Source organism: Streptomyces sp. NPDC001100, from assembly GCF_053598575.1.
In genome coordinates this window covers 16,988-34,255 of the sequence record NZ_JBSFKO010000055.1, presented here as the reverse complement: position 1 = coordinate 34,255, position 17,268 = coordinate 16,988, and the positions used below count along the sequence as shown (strand labels likewise).

12 protein-coding genes are annotated in these 17,268 nt (G+C 71.2%); 4 read left to right on the top strand and 8 right to left on the bottom strand.

The features are described from left to right. Positions 1-19: 19 nt before the first annotated feature. From ACWDEW_RS45115 to ACWDEW_RS45100, 4 genes are all read right to left on the bottom strand, one after another. Positions 20-1,570: an LCP family protein gene (locus ACWDEW_RS45115; protein ID WP_450521620.1), complete on the bottom strand. Its 1,551-nt coding sequence runs from the start codon at positions 1,568-1,570 to the stop codon at positions 20-22. A 130-nt stretch (positions 1,571-1,700) separates the two neighbouring features. Continuing rightward, entirely contained in the window at positions 1,701-3,428 is a 1,728-nt protein-coding gene (locus ACWDEW_RS45110) for an LCP family protein (protein ID WP_450521618.1), read from the bottom strand. A gap of 207 nt (positions 3,429-3,635) precedes the next feature. Next, positions 3,636-4,829 (bottom strand): LCP family protein, encoded by a 1,194-nt coding sequence (locus ACWDEW_RS45105; RefSeq protein ID WP_450521617.1) that lies wholly within the window; start codon positions 4,827-4,829, stop codon positions 3,636-3,638. A 200-nt stretch (positions 4,830-5,029) separates the two neighbouring features. Continuing rightward, complete coding sequence (locus ACWDEW_RS45100) at positions 5,030-5,767, bottom strand: TIGR03089 family protein (RefSeq protein WP_450521615.1); 738 nt, start codon at positions 5,765-5,767, stop codon at positions 5,030-5,032. Positions 5,768-5,895: 128 nt separating this feature from the next. On the opposite strand from ACWDEW_RS45100, the gene ACWDEW_RS45095 reads away from it, so the two are divergent. Together ACWDEW_RS45095 and ACWDEW_RS45090 are read left to right on the top strand one after the other, a co-directional pair. Further along, positions 5,896-7,221, top strand: coding sequence for a peptidoglycan recognition protein family protein (locus ACWDEW_RS45095; protein WP_450521613.1), 1,326 nt, complete (start codon positions 5,896-5,898; stop codon positions 7,219-7,221). A gap of 93 nt (positions 7,222-7,314) precedes the next feature. Beyond that, entirely contained in the window at positions 7,315-8,397 is a 1,083-nt protein-coding gene (locus ACWDEW_RS45090) for a sugar phosphate nucleotidyltransferase (protein WP_450521612.1), read from the top strand. Between the two features lie 198 nt (positions 8,398-8,595). Here the strand turns inward: ACWDEW_RS45090 and ACWDEW_RS45085 are convergent, their stop codons facing one another. From ACWDEW_RS45085 to ACWDEW_RS45070, 4 genes are all read right to left on the bottom strand, one after another. After that, positions 8,596-9,597 (bottom strand): DNA-3-methyladenine glycosylase family protein, encoded by a 1,002-nt coding sequence (locus ACWDEW_RS45085; RefSeq protein ID WP_450521610.1) that lies wholly within the window; start codon positions 9,595-9,597, stop codon positions 8,596-8,598. 137 nt (positions 9,598-9,734) lie between these two features. Then, positions 9,735-11,051 carry a coenzyme F420-0:L-glutamate ligase gene (locus tag ACWDEW_RS45080; protein WP_450521608.1) on the bottom strand — a complete coding sequence of 439 codons (1,317 nt, stop codon included), beginning with the start codon at positions 11,049-11,051 and terminating at the stop codon, positions 9,735-9,737. Then, complete coding sequence (gene cofD / locus ACWDEW_RS45075; protein WP_450521606.1) at positions 11,048-12,007, bottom strand: 2-phospho-L-lactate transferase; 960 nt, start codon at positions 12,005-12,007, stop codon at positions 11,048-11,050. The genes ACWDEW_RS45080 and cofD overlap by 4 nt, the downstream gene beginning before the upstream one ends. Positions 12,008-12,085: 78 nt before the next feature. After that, entirely contained in the window at positions 12,086-12,595 is a 510-nt protein-coding gene (locus ACWDEW_RS45070; RefSeq protein WP_450521604.1) for a cysteine dioxygenase, read from the bottom strand. A 608-nt stretch (positions 12,596-13,203) separates the two neighbouring features. On the opposite strand from ACWDEW_RS45070, the gene ACWDEW_RS45065 reads away from it, so the two are divergent. Both ACWDEW_RS45065 and ACWDEW_RS45060 read left to right on the top strand, forming a co-directional pair. Next, positions 13,204-13,467: a WhiB family transcriptional regulator gene (locus tag ACWDEW_RS45065; protein ID WP_003975777.1), complete on the top strand. Its 264-nt coding sequence runs from the start codon at positions 13,204-13,206 to the stop codon at positions 13,465-13,467. 198 nt (positions 13,468-13,665) lie between these two features. Continuing rightward, positions 13,666-17,268 (top strand): glycosyltransferase (locus tag ACWDEW_RS45060; protein ID WP_450521602.1); only part of this gene is annotated, 3,603 nt, incomplete at its 3' end.

Here is a 17,268-nt window from a genome sequence, read left to right as displayed (position 1 = left end):
AGAACGACGACCCGGACCGCTACCAGACGTAGTTCGGGTCGACGTGCATACAGGCCGTGGTGTCCGAGCCGTTGAGGGCGTCCGCCGACGTCGGGGTCGTGTCGTCCGCGGCCGGTGCCTTGTACTTGGTGCCGGTGCTCCAGTCCGCGCCGACGACCAGGGTGACCCCGGAGACGCTCGTCGACTTCTTCACCGCGCTGGTCGGGATGCCGAGGGCCTTGGCGATCCGCTGGGCGTCGCCCTCCAGATCGGCGCTCGGGTAGCGGACGACCGTGGTGGCCTCGCTGAGGATCACCGACGAGTCCGCCACTGCCTCCTTGAACCCCTTGCCGACGAGGAGCTGGGCCACCGAGGTCGCCCGACCCCGTACCGCGCCCGTCGTGCTGGTGCGGGTGCCGTTCTCCACCTGTACGGCGATCTTGTCGTCGGCGGCGGCCGGATCGGTGGACGCCTTCACGGCGGTCGTCGTCTTCTTCTTGTCCTTGCCGTCCAGGGCGATGTCCTCGCGGACCAGCCGGAACAGCTGCGCCGCGTCCGTCGGCCTCGGTACCACCCGGCCGCTGCTGCCCGAGTACTCCCACGGCATCGTCGTCATGGTGATCCGCTCGGTCGGAACCTTCCGCAGTTCCTTGCTCAGGTCGTAGAGCTTGGCGACCGTTCCGAGCCCGTTGTCGACGGTGATCGCCTTCGTCGCCGTCTCGGCGAGGCCGCGCAGCTTGGTCGGGTTGCTCAGCGTGGCGTTCTCGCGCAGCTGGCGGACCATCGAGTTCATGTACTGGTGCTGCGCCTTGGTGCGGGCGATGTCGGTGTCGTCCTCGAAGCCGTAGCGGGTGCGCAGCCACTGCAGGGCCTGCTTGCCCTTCACGGACGTGGTGCCCTTCTTCAGCTTCAGGCCCGAGCCCTTGCCGGAGGAGGTGTGCGAGTAGATGTTGGCGTCCACGCAGACCGGCACCCCGCCGATCGCGTCGGCCATTGACACCACACCCGAGAAGTCGACCATCATGAAGTGGTCGATGTGGATGTCGGTCAGCTTTTCCCAGGTCGCCACCGTGCAGCCGGGGCCGCCGCGGCCCAGGGAGTCGTTCGTGATGACGTCCGTCTCGGCCGCGTACGTCTTCTTGGTGTCCGGGTCCGTGCACTTGGGGATGTCCAGCAAGGTGTCGCGCGGCATGCTCACGACCGACATGTTCGTGCGGTCGGCGGAGACGTGCAGCAGCATCTGGACGTCGGCGCGGGCCGGGGTCCCGAAGGTGTCCTTCGCGCCGCCGAGCTTCTGGTTCTCCGCGGAGTCCCGCGCGTCCGAGCCGATCAGCAGGATGTTCAGCGGGGTCTGCCCGGCCGCGTTGGCCTTGGAGGCGGCGGCCCGGTCCTTCTCGTCCCCGAGGTTCAGGGGGTCCTTCTTGATGTTGTGGTTGAGGTGCTCGTAGTACAGGTATCCGGCGCCGGCCGTCCCGAGTATGACCACCGCGAGAACGATCGCCGACCAGCGCAGCGCCCGGCGTCTGCCGCCCTTGCGTCTGCCCCCGCCGCCGTCCGCCGGTCTCTTCCCGTCCGCCGGCGTGAGCGACATCGTGTCCTCAACCGCCGGCCCCTCCCCACGCACGCTGCTCTGAGTCAAGTCCCCACCCCTCCCACGCCGCGCCCTGACGCACGGGTCCGCCCCGCGCCCTGTTAGACGCGGAACGGACCCGTGTGGTCACTTACTTGGCGCACTCAACCTTGTCCGCCGTGGACTTCTGGACCCCCTCCGGCGTCGACCCCGCGGTCGAGGTGAGCGGGACGCCGGCTCCCTTGAAGTCCTTGCCCAGGGTCAGCGTCATCGCCGGCAGCCCCTGGGAGTTCTGCACACTCTTGCCCGGCTTCATCGCGGACCCGGAGAGGCCCATGATGGCGGCGAGCCGTCGAGCCTGGTCCGCCTGGTCGGGTGCGTACTCAAGGGTCGTCTTCGCGAGCGCCGCCGGAGCGTTGCCCGCGTTCTCGGACTTGAGCACGCCCTCATCATTCTGCAGCCACGTAAGAGTTTCCTGTGCGCTGCCGGCGACGGCCCCTCCGTTGAGGATCCGCACCCGCACTGCGGAGGCGGCGGACTTGGTGCCCTTGAGCCGGGCGGCCACGGCGGCCTTCTCCTTCGCGGCCTTCTGCTTGACCGCGGTGAAGGAGGTGTCGCTCTTGATCAGCGAGAAGACCTGCGGGGCCGTCGTGTTGTTGAGGACGACGGTCACCGGGGTCTTCTCCGCCGGGTTGTCGACGACCGGCACGGTGGTGAAGGTGAGGTTCTTCGGGTTGAGCTTGCCCAGTTCCAGACCGAGGTCCTTCAGCTTGCCGATGGAGTCGAGGTTCTCGTCGACGGTCAGCGCCTTGGTGCCGGCCTCGGCCAGCTTCAGCATCTTCGAGGGGCTGGTGAGCGTGGAGTTGGACTTCAGCTTCCGCATCAGCGCGCTGAGGAACTGCTGCTGGAGCGTGATCCGGCTGAGGTCACCGCCGAAGCCGACCGAGTGCCGGGTCCGCACGAAGGCCAGCGCCTGCTCGCCCGAGAGGTTGTGCGTGCCCTTGGACAGCTTCAGATGGGAGTCGGCGTCGTCGATGTTCTTGGCCAGACAGACCTCGACCCCGCCGACCGCGTCGGTCAGCGTCTTCACGGCGTTGAAGTCGGCCACCATGAAGTCGTCGGGCTGGATCCCGGTCAGCTCGGTGACCGTCCGCACGGTGCAGCTCGCCGTACGGCCGTCCTGGCCGAGGCTGGTGTTGAAGCGGACGCCCGTCGAGCCCGGGATGACCTTGGTCGTGCCGTCCGACTGGGCGGTCTGACAGTCCGGGACGTCGGTGATCAGGTCACGGGGGATGCTGAGCGCGGTCGCGTTCGAGCGGTCCTTGGAGACGTGCAGCAGGATCGTGGTGTCCGCGTGGCCGACGCTGCCGGCGTCGCCGTAGCCCTCGTTGCCCGAGCCGGTGCGCTTGTCGGTGCCGATCACCAGCAGGTTGATGGCCTTGCCCTTGCTGAAGCCACCGGTGCTCGCGCCGTCGTCGGAGACGGCCGTGATGTTGTCGTTGAGGTGCTTGATGTAGAGGTACCCGGCCGCGGAGACGGCGATCAGCACGAAGGCCAGTCCGCCGCCGGTCCACATCAGGACCTTCTTGCCCTTGGCCTTCTTCTTCACCGGCCGGCGACCGCGCCGGGCCGGTGGCTCCTCGGGCGCGCCCCGGCGTCTGCGTGGCGCCGGCACCTCACGCCCGGGGCCCTTCGGGACCGTCTCCCGCTCCGGCGCCGCCACACTGCGGTTCTGCGCAGTGGCTCTACGGGGCCCCGGCACCGCTGACTGCGGTGTGGAAGGAGTCAGTCGCAGTTCGTATTCGCCAGTGTTCGGATTGAGTACCCACTGGTCTGCGGGGTCGATGTTGTCCGCCCGCCCACGGCCTTGCGCGTCCACGGTTTACCGAATCCTCCGTCGGGGCCACGCGGCGCCTTCCCCCTTCAGGCGCTCGGGTCTCGTTCATCCGGTGTGCAGGCACACCGGATCGCTCACACTATCCGGCCAGTTGAGCGTGAAGTGACGGCGGTGACAAATTCCACGTCCCTACAAGCGGTCAATCCGCCCTATTTTTCGGAACAGAAGTTCGTCGACTTGGTGCGCGCTTTACCCGCAGCCGTCCTCGGCGGCGGTGTTCCCGCGAAACGTCGGCGCGGGCGTGGCCCCCGAACCGGGCGCCGGATTAAGGGTGTTTGCTCCGGAATCCCGTGTCATTTCGGGAACTTCCCCGGCCACCGCGACCGTCGCGTCCGTGCGAATCCGGGCGAACAGCTTTTCGGCCTCGGGCTCCACGAGTTGGTCGCGATTCGCGTTGTAGATGTACGACTCCCGCGGAACGGTGAGGAATTGCACATGTTCAGTGGGGATGTCCCGTACGCCGCGCACCAGTTCGTACAGACCGCGCAGACTCGCGAGATCCGGATCGGTCGTCAGGGACGAGGTGGCCGCGTCCAGCACCGGATACAACTTCGCCGGATTGAACAGGACGTCGTCGCTCTGCACCTTGTTGACGAGCGCGCCCAGGAACCGCTGCTGACGGTCCATCCGGTCGGTGTCACTGCCGTCGCCCAGCGACTTCCGTGCCCGCACGTACCCGAGCGCCTGCTCCCCGTCGAGCGTGACCCTGCCCGCCGGCAGCCTCAACCTGGCGGCCTTGTCGCGAATGGGCGCCTTGAGGCAGACCTCCACCCCGTCCACGGCGTCGACCATGTCCTTGAACCCATGGAAGTCCACCACCATGTGATGGTCGATCCGCACGTTCGTCAGCTTCTCCACGGTCCGGATCGTGCACCCCGAACCCCCCACCTGGAACGCGTAGTTGAACATCGCGAACATCGGCTCGGTCCGTGTCCCGTCCGGCCGCAGACACCCCGGCACGTCCACCATCAGGTCCCGCGGCAACGACACCGCGGTGGCACTGCGCCGGTCGGCCGCCAGATGCAACAGGATCGTCGTGTCCGACCGCTCGGTCCCCGAGTCCCGCCCGTACTTCGCGTTCCCGTCCCCGGACCGCGAGTCGGACCCGATGAGCAGAATGTTCTGCGCCCCCTTCACGAGGGCGGTCGGCCGCTCCTTCTCGTACCGGGCGAGCTCGGCCGCGGCGGCGTTGTCCGGCGTGATGTTCCCGTCGAGCTTCGCGTAGACGGCCCACCCGGCCCCGACGGCCCCGAGAACGACCACCCCGACCCCCAGCGCCACCCCACGCACCCACCGCCGACGCCGCCGCCGTATCAGCCCCGCCCCGGACGCGGAGGCCCCCGCACCCGGCCCGAGAACCCCTCCTGCGGTGTCGTCGAACACGTGCGGTTCCACCCCTCATGGCCGTCGGTTCTCCTTCTACGACCATGGCGTGGATGGGGGTGCGGAGGCGGGCGGTGGGGGTCCATTCGGGTGACCGGAGTTCTTAGGGGCGCGGGGCTGTATCGATTTGCGGCTCCGCCGCGTGGGCGCGACCGGCCCCCACCGACCCGCACCCGCCAAACAACCCTTCGCCACCTCCTTCAGAGGCGCGAAACAGTCACCCGCTCGCTCTCAACCCGCTTGGCCAAGGACTCCTCACTCAGCTGATCAAGATTCCTGCACAACACCACGGACCCCCCGGTGGCAAGCGGCCCGTACAACCCCGCGCTCAACCCGTCCCACGTGTCGTACGACAGCCCCGACAACACCCGGGCCCCCACCTCCCCGTCGGCCCGAGCCCGCTCGACAACCTGCGCGCCCGTCAACTCCACCCCACCCACGACCAGGGCGGGCTCCTCGGGATCGACCGGCGAGAACGCGACGAACCGATCCCCCTGACTCGGCACCTCGACGGCATAGTCGGCGAACCCGACGGGAGTCTGCGGAAACCGCCCCCCAAGAGGCCGCAGCGCGAGAGCGACCCGCTCCCCGCCACAAGCCCGAGCCGCTTCCAGCGAGTCGGGCCCACTCACGACCACGTCGGCCGCCGCGGGATCCCCGCCCACGTCCGCGACAACCCCCACGGACGAACACGCGAGCAACCACACCGCCGTCTGCCAGTGCGCCGGCAGCAGCAACGCGACCCGGTCACCGGGCCCCGCCCCAAGATCCCCCTGAAGGAGATTCGCGGTCTTGGCCACCCAATTGGCGAAGGTGGCCACGGACAATTCGACACGTTCCCCCGTGGCGTCGTCGTAGAAGGTCACCAGGGGGCGGCCGGGATCCGCGGCGAGCGCGGAACGCAGCAGGTCGGCAGGGGTGCGATCGGTGGCGTTCACCCGCGAAAGCGTACGCGGGCGCGCGACCGTGCGCGGAGTGCGGGACCACCGGTTCGGGCGAACGGCAGCCGACGGTCCGTCAGATCCCAAATGGACAGATATGTATGACTATGTTCAGGATCAGGAGCATGCGTGGATTCCTTGCTTCCTCGATCGGCGTCACCTGCGCCGCCGCACTGGCCCTCCCGCTCACCCTGCCCGCGGCCGCCGTGCCGGCCAAGGCTCCGGCCCGGGCGGCGCAGCCGACGAGCGGCGCGAGATCCGCGCCGACGGCCGCCGGACCGGACCTCCCCGGCAGCACCCAGTCGCTGCCCCTCGCCCCCACCACCCGCGACCGCACCCTGGGAGCGGCCCCCGAGCAGGGTCTGACCCGGGACGACGTCCACCGCTTCTCCCTCGTCGGCGTCACCTGGACCGACCCCGACACCGAACTCCGCGGCCTGGTCCAGGTCCGCACCCGGGCCACCGGCACCGGTGAGTGGTCCGGCTGGCAGGACGTCGACACCCACAACGAGGACCACGGCGCGGATCCCGGCACCGCCGAACGCGACTCGGGCCACGTCCACGGCTCCACCGCCCCGCTGTGGGTGGGCGACTCGGACGCGGTGGACGTACGCGTAAGAGCGGACCGGGGCGCGACACGGGCCGGAGGGGACCGGGTGTCCGCGCTCCCCTCCGGCCTGCACCTGGAACTCGTGGATCCCGGCGCGGAACCCCCGGCCCCGGCCGCGGGCGCCCGCCCGACCGCCCGCCGCGCCGCCGTGCCCCTCGCCGCCACCGAGCTCCCGGCGCTGAGCCGGGCGGCCACCGAGCGGGAGGCGGTCACGATGTACGGCCGCTCCCAGCCGTACATCGGCCCGCGCCCGCGCATCATCACCCGGCGCGGCTGGGGCGCCGACGAGAAGCTGCGGGAGAAGGGGTACGTCTACACGAAGAAGGTCAGGGCGGTCTTCGTGCACCACACCGCCTCCGGCAACAACTACAGCTGCTCGCAAGCCCCTTCAGTCATTCGCGGTATCTACCGCTACCACGTCAGGAGCAGCGGCTGGCGCGACATCGGCTACAACTTCCTCGTCGACAAGTGCGGAAACATCTACGAGGGGCGCGCCGGGGGAGTGGCGAAGCCGGTCCTGGGCGCACACACCCTCGGTTTCAACACGAACAGCATGGGGATCGCCGTCCTCGGAACCTTCGGCACCGCCAAACCGTCCTCGGCGGCAGTGACGGCCATCGCCCGCCTCGCCGCGTGGAAGCTCGGGCTCTACGGAGTCAATCCGCGCGGCAAGACATACCTGAAGTCCGGTGGTGGCAATCTCTACCGAAAAGGGAAGAACGTACGACTCAACGCGATCTCCGGCCATCGGGACGGTTTCGCCACGGAGTGCCCGGGACGGCAGCTCTACGGCAAGCTCGGCTCGGCCCGCTCCACGTCGGCCCGGTTCCAGGGCCGCTGAGGGAGCGGACCGGGAGGGGAACCGGGGTTCTGCATACACTGGCCGGCCGAAAAGGACACTTCGGCCGGTCCCGGCAGGAAGCAGAGACGACAGGTGACAGAAGCGATCCTCCTGGTCGGCGGCAAGGGCACCCGGCTGCGCCCCCTCACGGTGCACACCCCGAAGCCGATGGTCAGGGCGGCGGGGGTGCCGTTCCTCACGCATCAGCTGGCGCGGGCGAGAGCGGCGGGCGTGGAACACATCGTCCTGGCCACTTCCTATCTGGCGGAGGTGTTCGAACCGCACTTCGGTGACGGTTCGTCCCTCGGCCTCCACATCGAGTACGTCACGGAGGACGAGCCCCTCGGCACGGGCGGCGCCATCCGCAACGTGGCCTCGCGCCTGCACTCGGCCCCCGACGACCCGGTCCTGATCTTCAACGGCGACATCCTGACCGGCCTGAACATCAGGGCCCTGGTGGACACCCACGAGGCGACCGGCGCGGACGTCTCCCTCCACCTCACGAAGGTGACGGACCCGCGCGCCTACGGCCTGGTCCCCACGGACGAGACCGGCCGCGTCCTGGCCTTCCTGGAGAAACCCCAGACTCCCGAGGAGATCGTCACCGACCAGATCAACGCGGGGGCCTACGTCTTCCGCCGCTCGGTCATCGACACGATCCCGGCGGGACGCCCGGTGTCGGTGGAACGGGAGACGTTCCCGGACCTCCTCGCCGCCGGCGCCCACCTCCAGGGCCTGGTGGACTCGACGTACTGGCTGGACCTGGGCACCCCCGCGGCCTTCGTCCGGGGCTCGGCGGACCTGGTCCTCGGCCGCGCCCCGTCCCCCGCGATCCCCGGCCGCTGCGGCGACCGTCTCGTCCTCCCCACGGCCCGCGTCGCCCCCGACGCCAAGCTGACGGGCGGCACGGTGGTGGGCGAGGGCGCGTTCGTCGCGGAGGGCGCGCGCGTCTTCGGCTCGACGATCCTCCCCGGCGCCGTCATCGAACCCGGCGCCGTCATCACCGACTCCCTCATCGGCACCCGCGCCCGCGTCGGCGAACGCTCCGTCCTCACCGGCACGGTCATCGGCGACGGCGCGGTCATCGGCGCCGACAACGAACTCCGCGACGGCATGCGCGTGTGGTGCGACGCGAGGATTCCGGCGGGGGCGGTGCGGTTCTCTTCGGATCAGTAGGGGGACTCTTCGACTTACCGAGTTGGGTTGGTGGGTGGCTTCGGTGGGTCCACCGAGTCGGGCGGATGGGCGGCGTCGTCGGTCCACCGAGTCGGACCGACGGGTGACTTTTCAGCCCACCGAGTCGGGTGGTGGGCGGGCACAGGTCCGGGGGTCCGGGGGCGGAGCCCCCAGGAACGCCCGCCCCCACCCACACGCTCACAACTTCCCGATGTCCCCGCGAGGCATCTTCGGCGCCCGCCGGGCAGGAGTCCGCCCGCTCAGCAGAATCAACCGCGCCGCCCGATGCCGCTGCCCCGCATACGGCTCCAGCAACGACAACATCACCGCGTCGTCCGCGTCCCGGTCCCCGGCCAGCGCCCACCCCACGATCCCCGGCAGATGCAGATCCCCCACCGTCACCGCGTCCGCCGCCCCATGACTCCGCTGCACGGTCTCCGCGGACGTCCACGGCCCCACCCCCGGCACGACCTCCAACCGGGCCCGCGCCTCCTCCGCCGGCATCGACACCGCCTGCTCCAGCCGCGCGGCGACCCGTACGGCACGCAGAATCGTCGACGCCCGCTTGTCGTCGACCCCGGCCCGGTGCCACTCCCAGGACGGAATCAACGCCCACGCGCGCGGCGCCGGCATCACCCACATCCGCCCGCCGACGGGCCCCGGCGCCGGCGACCCGAACTTCCGCACCAGCGACCGCCAGGCCCGGTACGCCTCGTCGGTCGTCACCTTCTGCTCCAGCACCGAGGGAATCAACGACTCCAGCACCAGCCCGGTCCGCGTCAGCCGCAACCCCGGCCGCCGATGCCGGGCGACAGCCACAAGCCGATGCCGGGGCACGAACGCGTCAGGATCATCGGCGGCACCGAGCATCTCCGGCAACCGCTCCAACAACCACTCGCCGCCGGGTCCCCAGGCCTCCCCGCGAACTTCCGAGCCCTGCGCGGTGACCCGCAGGGTCCCGGGTCCCACCGGCGTGAGACTGGCCCGCCACACGGATCCGTCGGCCATGGCCCGAAACGTGGGGTCCCCCGGGCCCCGCCGAAGCGGACCGAGGACCAATCCAAGATCCAACGGCCCCTCAGGAACCCAGCTCCGAACCCGCCCCGCCGCGACAGCCTGCCGAGGCACACCCCCGGGCACCACAACATCCCCACCCCGCACGGTTGTACGAGTGGGCCGATGAACGAAACGTCCGGCCACAGTGAGATCCAGGTGTGAGGTGAGGTACGTGAAGCGTCCTACGAGCCTAGGCGTCGGCGCCCGTCAGGGGCGCGGGTAACTGCGCGCTCAGCCACGGACAACCCGCACCCGCGAACCGACACAGCCCCGACGGCGAGTCAGCGCACCTCGATAAAAGCTCCCGCATCCCGCTCGGCCCGAGCCGCAGGCTCACCCGCCGCATGCCCCACAGCCACCGCCCCCATCGGATCCCACCCCTCCGGCAGCCCCAACACCTCTCGCACGACATCCCGGCAGAACATCGTCGAGGACACCCACGCCGACCCCAGCCGCTCCCCGGCAAGCGCCACCAGGAAGTTCTGCACACCCGCCCCCGCGGCCACCACGAACATCTCCCGCTCGGCCCCGTCCCGCCGCTCGTCCCCGTACGTGTGGGACCCGTCCATGACGAGACACGGCACCACGAGATACGGCGCCCCACGCAGCACGTCCCCGCGCCGCACCCGCTTGGCGATGGACTCCTCGGACTTCCCGTCCCGCCGCAGATCCGCGACCCACGCGTCCCGCATCGCATCCAGCAACGCGCCCCGCGACTCGGCCGACTCCAGCAGTACGAACCGCCACGGCGTCGTGTGATGCGGCGCCGGAGCGGTCACCGCCGCGGCCACGGCCCGCCGTACCGCACCGGGGTCGACCGGCTCGTCGGTGAACGCCCGCACGGTACGACGCTGGGTCACCGCCTCCCGTACCGCCTCCGACGTCCCCAGCCGGAACATGTCGTCGCGCCCGCCCCGCACCATCGCCCGCGCCCCCGTCCCGTCGCCCTCGGAGGTCACGACGTGCGGCAGCCCCCGCACCACGGCGACCGGCAGCCCCGCGGCCTTGCCCTTCACCAGATCACCCGCGGCGGCCAACTCGTCCGCCGTCGCCACGACCGTCGCGCTGAGCGGATTGCCGTAGGCATCCGTCCCGCCGCGCAGATCGTCCAGTACGTGCACCCCGGCGGCGCCGATCGCGACATCCGTGAGCCCCGTGCGCCAGGGCCGCCCGAAGGTGTCGGTGACGACGACCCCCACGTCGACACCGAGCGCGTCCCGCAGCCCGTCGCGGATCGCGCGCGCGGAGGCGTCCGGGTCCTCGGGCAGCAACAGCACGGTCCCGGCAGGGGTGTTGGAGGCGTCGACGCCCGCGGCGGCCATGATCAGCCCCTGCCGGTTCTCCACGATCCGCAGGGCTCCGCGCCGCGCCACGACCCGTACGGTCTCGGCGTCGATCGCGGCCTCCCGGTCGGCCGCCTCGACGATCCGGCCCTCCGCCTTGGACACGATCTTCGAGGTGACGAGGAGCACGTCCCCGTCGACCAGCCCGGGCTCGGCGGCCGCGATCAGCTTGGCGAGGTCGTCGCCCGCCGCGACCTCCGGCATCCCGGGCACGGCCCAGACCCGGTAGCCCTCCACCGGCGGCACTTCGCTCATGCGGCCCGCACCTCTTCCGCCAGCGCCAGCGCCTCCCGCGCCATCCGCGCGGTCGCCTCGGTGTCGGTCATCATCAGCGGTACGGCCCGGCAGCGGATCCCGGCCGTCTCGACGTCCGGTACGGAGGCGGCGTCCACGGTGTCGACGAGCCAGCCGTCGAGCAGCCCGGAGCCGTAGTGCTCGGCCACCGCGGTCGCCGTGGACTCCACGCCCACGGCCGCGAGCACCTTGTCGGCCATCCCGCGCACGGGCGCGTCCCCGACGATGGGGGAGAGGCCGACCACGGGCACCCCGGCCTCGGCGATCGCCTCCCGGATGCCGGGCACGGCGAGGATGGTGCCGACGGACACGATCGGGTTGGACGGCGGGAAGAGGATGACGTCCGCCTCCGCGATCGCCTCCAGGACACCGGGCGCGGGCTTGGCCTGCTCGGCCCCGACCGGTACGACGGCCTCGGCGGCGACCGACGCGCGCAGCCGTACCCAGTACTCCTGGAAGTGGATCACCTTGCGTTCGCCGTCCAGCTCGACGGCGACATGCGTCTCGACGCGGTCGTCCGTCATGGGGATCAGCCGCACCCCCGGCTGCCAGCGGTCGCACAGCGCCTCGGTGACCGCGCTCAGCGGATAGCCGGCGCCGATCATCTGCGTCCGCACGATGTGCGTGGCGAAGTCCCGGTCGCCGAGCCCGAACCACTCCGGCCCGACCCCGTACGCCCCGAGCTCCTCCTTGAGGTGGAAGGTCTCGTCGGCACGGCCCCAGCCCTGCTCCTCGTTGATGCCGCCGCCGAGCGTGTACATCACCGTGTCGAGGTCCGGGCAGACCTTCAGCCCGAAGAGGTGGATGTCGTCCCCCGTGTTGCCGATCACCGTGATGTCGGCGTCCGGCACGGCCTGCTGAAGACCGCGCAGGAACCGGGCACCACCGATACCGCCTGCAAGAACCACAATGCGCATGGAGACAAGTCTTGCAGGCGGGTGTGACAACGCGGCAGGCAGTCGTCGGATCGCGGGCCGGGCGGCTGTCGCCTCGTCTCAGGCGGTCACGGCGTCGACCGCTTCCGCCCCGTCGCGCCGCGCGCATGCCGTGTGCATGGGCATCTCGGTGAGACCGGGGAAGTAGACGTGCAGGCTTATGGCCGGTTCGAAGGTGTCGTTGACGACCTCGTGGACGTACCCCGGCGCGAACACCCGCTGCGCGCCCGCCCCCAGCGCGCGCGTGCCCCGCTCGGTGCGCTCGGTCAGTGTGCCGTCCAGGACGGTCAGCACACCGGAGGAGGGGCCGTGGTCGTGCAGCCCGCTGCCCTGTCCGGGCACCCAGGACAGCAGCCACACCTCGTAGCCGGGGCCGGTGCTCAGCCGGTGGTACCAGCGGGTGGTCGCGTCGTACTCGACGAGGTGTTCCCACTGGGCGCGGTCGGCGGCGATCGAGCGCGCCAGGCCGACGAACTCGGCCACGGTGGCCGGGTGTTCGCGCGGGGCCCGGAGGAGGTGCGGGACTTCGAGGATGTCGCCGGCGATCTGGAGGTCGCTGTCGCTGTTCATGGGGGTGCGGTGGTTCCTCGGCGTAAGAAGAAACGGCGGGGGATGGGTGTCACCAAAAGAAGAGAACGCAGGTGGGGCCGGAGCGCGGAGGGCTCAACAGCCGGAACAGCAACAACAGCTGCAGCGAACGTGGGCAGCACCGAGGGACCCGGCGGAGCGGGTCGAGGTGAGTGCCGAGTTCGCGAGCATGCCCACAAGGACATCGGTTCACACCCGCACTGTCAACTCGACGCCCGGTATGTGGGACATGTTTCACCTCATCCGGTTCATCTGGGAGGTGAAAGGTTTGTTCAGGAGGCTATCGGGACACATGGCGCACAACCGGGCGCGCAAACCTCGTGGAACGAGATCGAACTCCTGAGCGTCCTCCCCCGTACAGGCCCTGTCTCGGGGTAGGAGGCCCACGTGGGTCTCCGCTGCTTGTCAAGGTTTATGCCGATTTGAACACTTTCCGCTAGGCCTTGGTTCCGCAGAGTGAATAAGGGGCCCAATAGCAGATCTCGGCTTGACTCGCCCGGAGCAGCACACTTGTAATTTCACTCGTGTCGTTCAGCCGACATCGGTAACGGCTACATCACGGGGACGCGAAAGACAGACGAGGGGCGCACATGACCGAGCTGGTGCAGCAACTGCTGGTCGACGACGCGGACGAGGAACTCGGCTGGCAGGAGCGCGCGCTGTGCGCCCAGACCGACCCCGAGTCCTTCTTTCCCGAGAAGGGCGGCTCCACCCGCGAGGCCAAGAAGGTCTGCCTCGCCTGCGAGGTCCGCTCCGAGTGCCTCGAATACGCCCTCGCCAACGACGAACGCTTCGGCATCTGGGGCGGCCTCTCCGAGCGGGAACGCCGCCGGCTGAAGAAGGCCGCCGTCTGAAGCGGCACGGCACACCTGGGGACATACTCCGGGTCACACCTCGGGACGTACTGAACGGCCCGTCGCAGCTGGGTTGTCCACAGGCGGCGGGCCGTCGCTGTGCCCAGCCGATAGTGTGGGCGCTCGTCCGAGACGTACCGCAGTCCCCTCGGGACGCATGCGTCCACCGCAGTCCATCGAACCGGGGCCCGTACCTCGATGTCCGTGCACAGCCACACGGCAGCCCAACACGACGCTGCCACTCCTGAGTTCCCGCGTCACGTAGTCACCGCGGTGCTCGTCTCCCACGACGGCGCCCGCTGGCTGCCCGACGCGCTCGCCGGGCTGCTCGGCCAGGAACGCCCCGTGCAGAGCGTCATGGCCGCCGACACCGGCAGCGCGGACGACTCCGCCCAGTTGGTCACCGACACCCTCGGCGCCGACCGCGTGCTGCACCTCGCCCGGCGCACCGGCTTCGGCCAGGCCGTCGAGGAGGCCAACCGCACCGCCCCCGTGCTGACCCCGGACGACCTGCCGTACCTGAAGCGCCCCAGCGGCTGGGACCCCGTCACGCGCACCTGGCGCGACGACACCTACGACCTGCCCGAGCTCCCGTACGGCGAGCCCGTCCAGTGGCTGTGGCTGCTGCACGACGACTCCGCCCCGGAGCCCGACGCCCTGGCCCAACTGCTGCGCGTGGTCGACCAGGAGTACGAACTCGGCCGCGAGGACGTGGCCGTCGTAGGCCCGAAGCTGCGCGGCTGGTACGACCGCCGGCAGCTCCTGGAGGTCGGCGTCACCATCGCCCACTCCGGGCGCCGCTGGACCGGCCTGGACCGCCGCGAACAGGACCAGGGCCAGCACGACCACGTCCGGCCCGTGCTGTCCGTGTCCAGCGCAGGCATGCTGATCCGGCGCGACGTCTTCGACGAACTCGGCGGCTTCGACCGCCGACTGCCCCTGATGCGCGACGACGTCGACCTGTGCTGGCGCGCCACCGCCGCCGGCCACCGCGTCCTGGTCGCCCCCGAGGCGGTCGTACGGCACGCCGAGGCGGCCTCCCGCGAGCGCCGCGCGGTCGACTGCGCGGGCCGCACCGTCGCCTCCCCGCACAAGGTCGACAAGGCCGGCGCCGTCTACACCCTGCTCGTCAACAGCCGTACGGCCGTGCTCCCCTGGGTCCTCGTCAGGGTCGTCGTCGGCACCGTGCTGCGGACCCTCGGCTATCTCGTCGGCAAGGTCCCCGGACAGGCCCTCGACGAGATCCGCGGCCTCCTGGGGACGCTGCTGCGCCCCGAGCGGATCATCGCCGGACGGCGCAGGCGCGGCACCCCGCAGATCGACAAGGCGGAACTACGGCCACTCTTCCCGCCGCCCGGCGCGACCCTGCGGGCCACCTTCGAACAGGCCGCCGCCAGCTTCGTCGACACCTCCGACCCCGAGATCACCTCCGGCGCCGGCCGGCACGGCGGCGCGGTCGAGTCGGGACCCGGCGGCGACGACGCGGACTTCCTGGAGATCGAGCAGTTCGCGCGCGTGAAGCGCATCGCCCGCAAGCCCGGCCCGGTGCTGTTCCTGGTGCTGCTGCTCGTCTCCCTCGTCGCCTGCCGCAACCTGCTCGGCAGCGGCGCGCTCACGGGCGGCGCGCTGCTGCCCGCGCCCGGCGACTCCGGCGAACTGTGGTCCCGCTTCCTGGACTCCTGGCACCCGGTCGGCGCCGGCGGTACCCCGTCCGCGCCGCCGTACCTCGCGTTCGTCGCGATGCTCTCCTCGCTGCTGTTCGGCTCGACCGGCCTCGCGGTCACCGTCCTGCTGGTCGCCTCGGTGCCGCTGGCCGGGTTCACCGCCTACTTCGCCTCCCGCCCGCTCGTCGAGTCCCGCCTGCTGCGCGCCTGGGCGGCCGTCGTCTACGCCTTCCTGCCCGCCGCCACCGGCTCCCTCGCGGGCGGCCGCATCGGCACCGCCGTCCTCGCCGTGCTGCTCCCGCTGGCGGCCCGCGCGGGCATCGCCGCCAGTGGCCTGACGCACTCCTCCGGCGCCCGCGGCAGCTGGCGCGCCACCTGGGCCTACGCCCTGCTCCTGACGGTCACCACCGCCTTCACGCCGATCATCTGGCCCATCGCCCTGATCCTCGGCATCGCGCTGCTGGCCGTCCGCAGGAGCGACATCACCGCCTACGGCCTGCGCTTCCTGGCCCAGCTCGGCACCCCGCTGCTGATCCTGGCGCCCTGGTCGCTGACGCTGCTCCCGTTCGGCTTCTTCCAGCAGGCCGGCCTGGAGTACGGCTCCGGGTCCGCGTCCCCCCTCGACCTGCTCGGCGCCAGCCCGGGCGGCCCCGGCACGGTCAACGGCCTGATGCTCATCGGCATCGTGCTGGCCGCGCTCGCCGCCCTGCTGCGCAGCGAGCGCACCTTCGGCGTCCGGGCCGCCTGGGGCGTCGCCCTGGTGGGCCTCGTCTTCGCCGTCCTGTCCAACAGCTCCACCTGGGCCGGCCCCGCGACCCTCGTCTACGGCCTCGCCCTCCTCGCCGCCGCCGCGCTCGGCGCCGACGGGGCACGCGCGCGTGTCGCCGAGCAGAGCTTCGGCTGGCGCCAGCCGGTGGCCGTCCTGATCGCCTTCGCCTCGGCCGCAGGCCCGCTGCTCGTCGCCGCCGGCTGGATGCTCGGCGGCGCCGACGGCCCCCTGGAGCGCCGCGACCCGACACAGGTGCCCGCCTTCGTCGCCGAGGAGAGCGACACCCAGGACCAGGCCCGCACCCTCGTCCTCGACAGCGACTCCGCCGCCCACGTCGGCTACATGCTGGTGCGCGGCTCCGGCGCCCGCATGGGAGACGGCGAGTTCGCCGCGGCGGACGGCGAGAACAGCCGGCTCGACAAGGTCGTCGCCAACCTCGTCGCCGGCTCCGGCGCCGACCAGGCCGACGAGCTCGGCGGCTTCGCCGTGCGCTACGTCCTCGTCCACAAGGGCGCGCCCCGCGCGGTCAGCCGCGTCCTGGACGCCACCCCCGGCCTCAGCAGGCTCAGCCAGGCCGACGGCAGCGCCCTGTGGCGGGTCAACGCGCAGGTCTCCCGCGCGGCCATCGTCGCCGGTACCGCCGCCCCCAAGCCGGTCGCCGCGGGACCCGTGGACATCCACACCACGATCCCGTCCGGCGCCACCGGCCGCGTCCTGCGCCTCGCCGACTCGGCCGCCGCCGGCTGGACGGCCACCCTGGACGGCAAGCCGCTCACCCGCACCACGGTCGACGGCTGGGCCCAGGGCTTCCAACTCCCCGCCACCGGCGGCCGGTTGGACGTCACCTACGACGACCCGATCGGCCACACCGCCTGGCTGTGGACCCAGGGCGCCCTCGCCCTCGTCCTCGTCGTGCTCGCCCTGCCGGGCCGCCGCCGTGACGTCGACGACGACCTCCCCGAGGAGGAGCTGATCCCGGCCCAGGCGGTCGCGGGCGAGGGCCGCCGGGCCCGCCGCCTGCGCGCCCAGGCCGAGACCGAGGCCGCCGACCAGCCGGACGAGGCGGCGGACATCGCGGGCACCGGAGAGTTCGACGCCTTCGGCTCGGGCACCACACCTCCTCCTCCGGAAGAGGAGGTCGCCGCCGCGATCCCGCAGCAGCAGTCCTACGGCGAGTGGGACGCCGCGAGCTACGCGGGCGCCGAGTACGGCACCTACGGCGGCGAGCAGTACCAGACCGACCAGCAGTACCCGGCGGGCACCTACGACCAGTCGTACCAGGCGGACCCCTACCAGGGCGGCCAGTACGACCCGTACGCCTACGGCGGCCAGCCCCCGGCACCGGGCTACGACCCGACGTACGAGCAG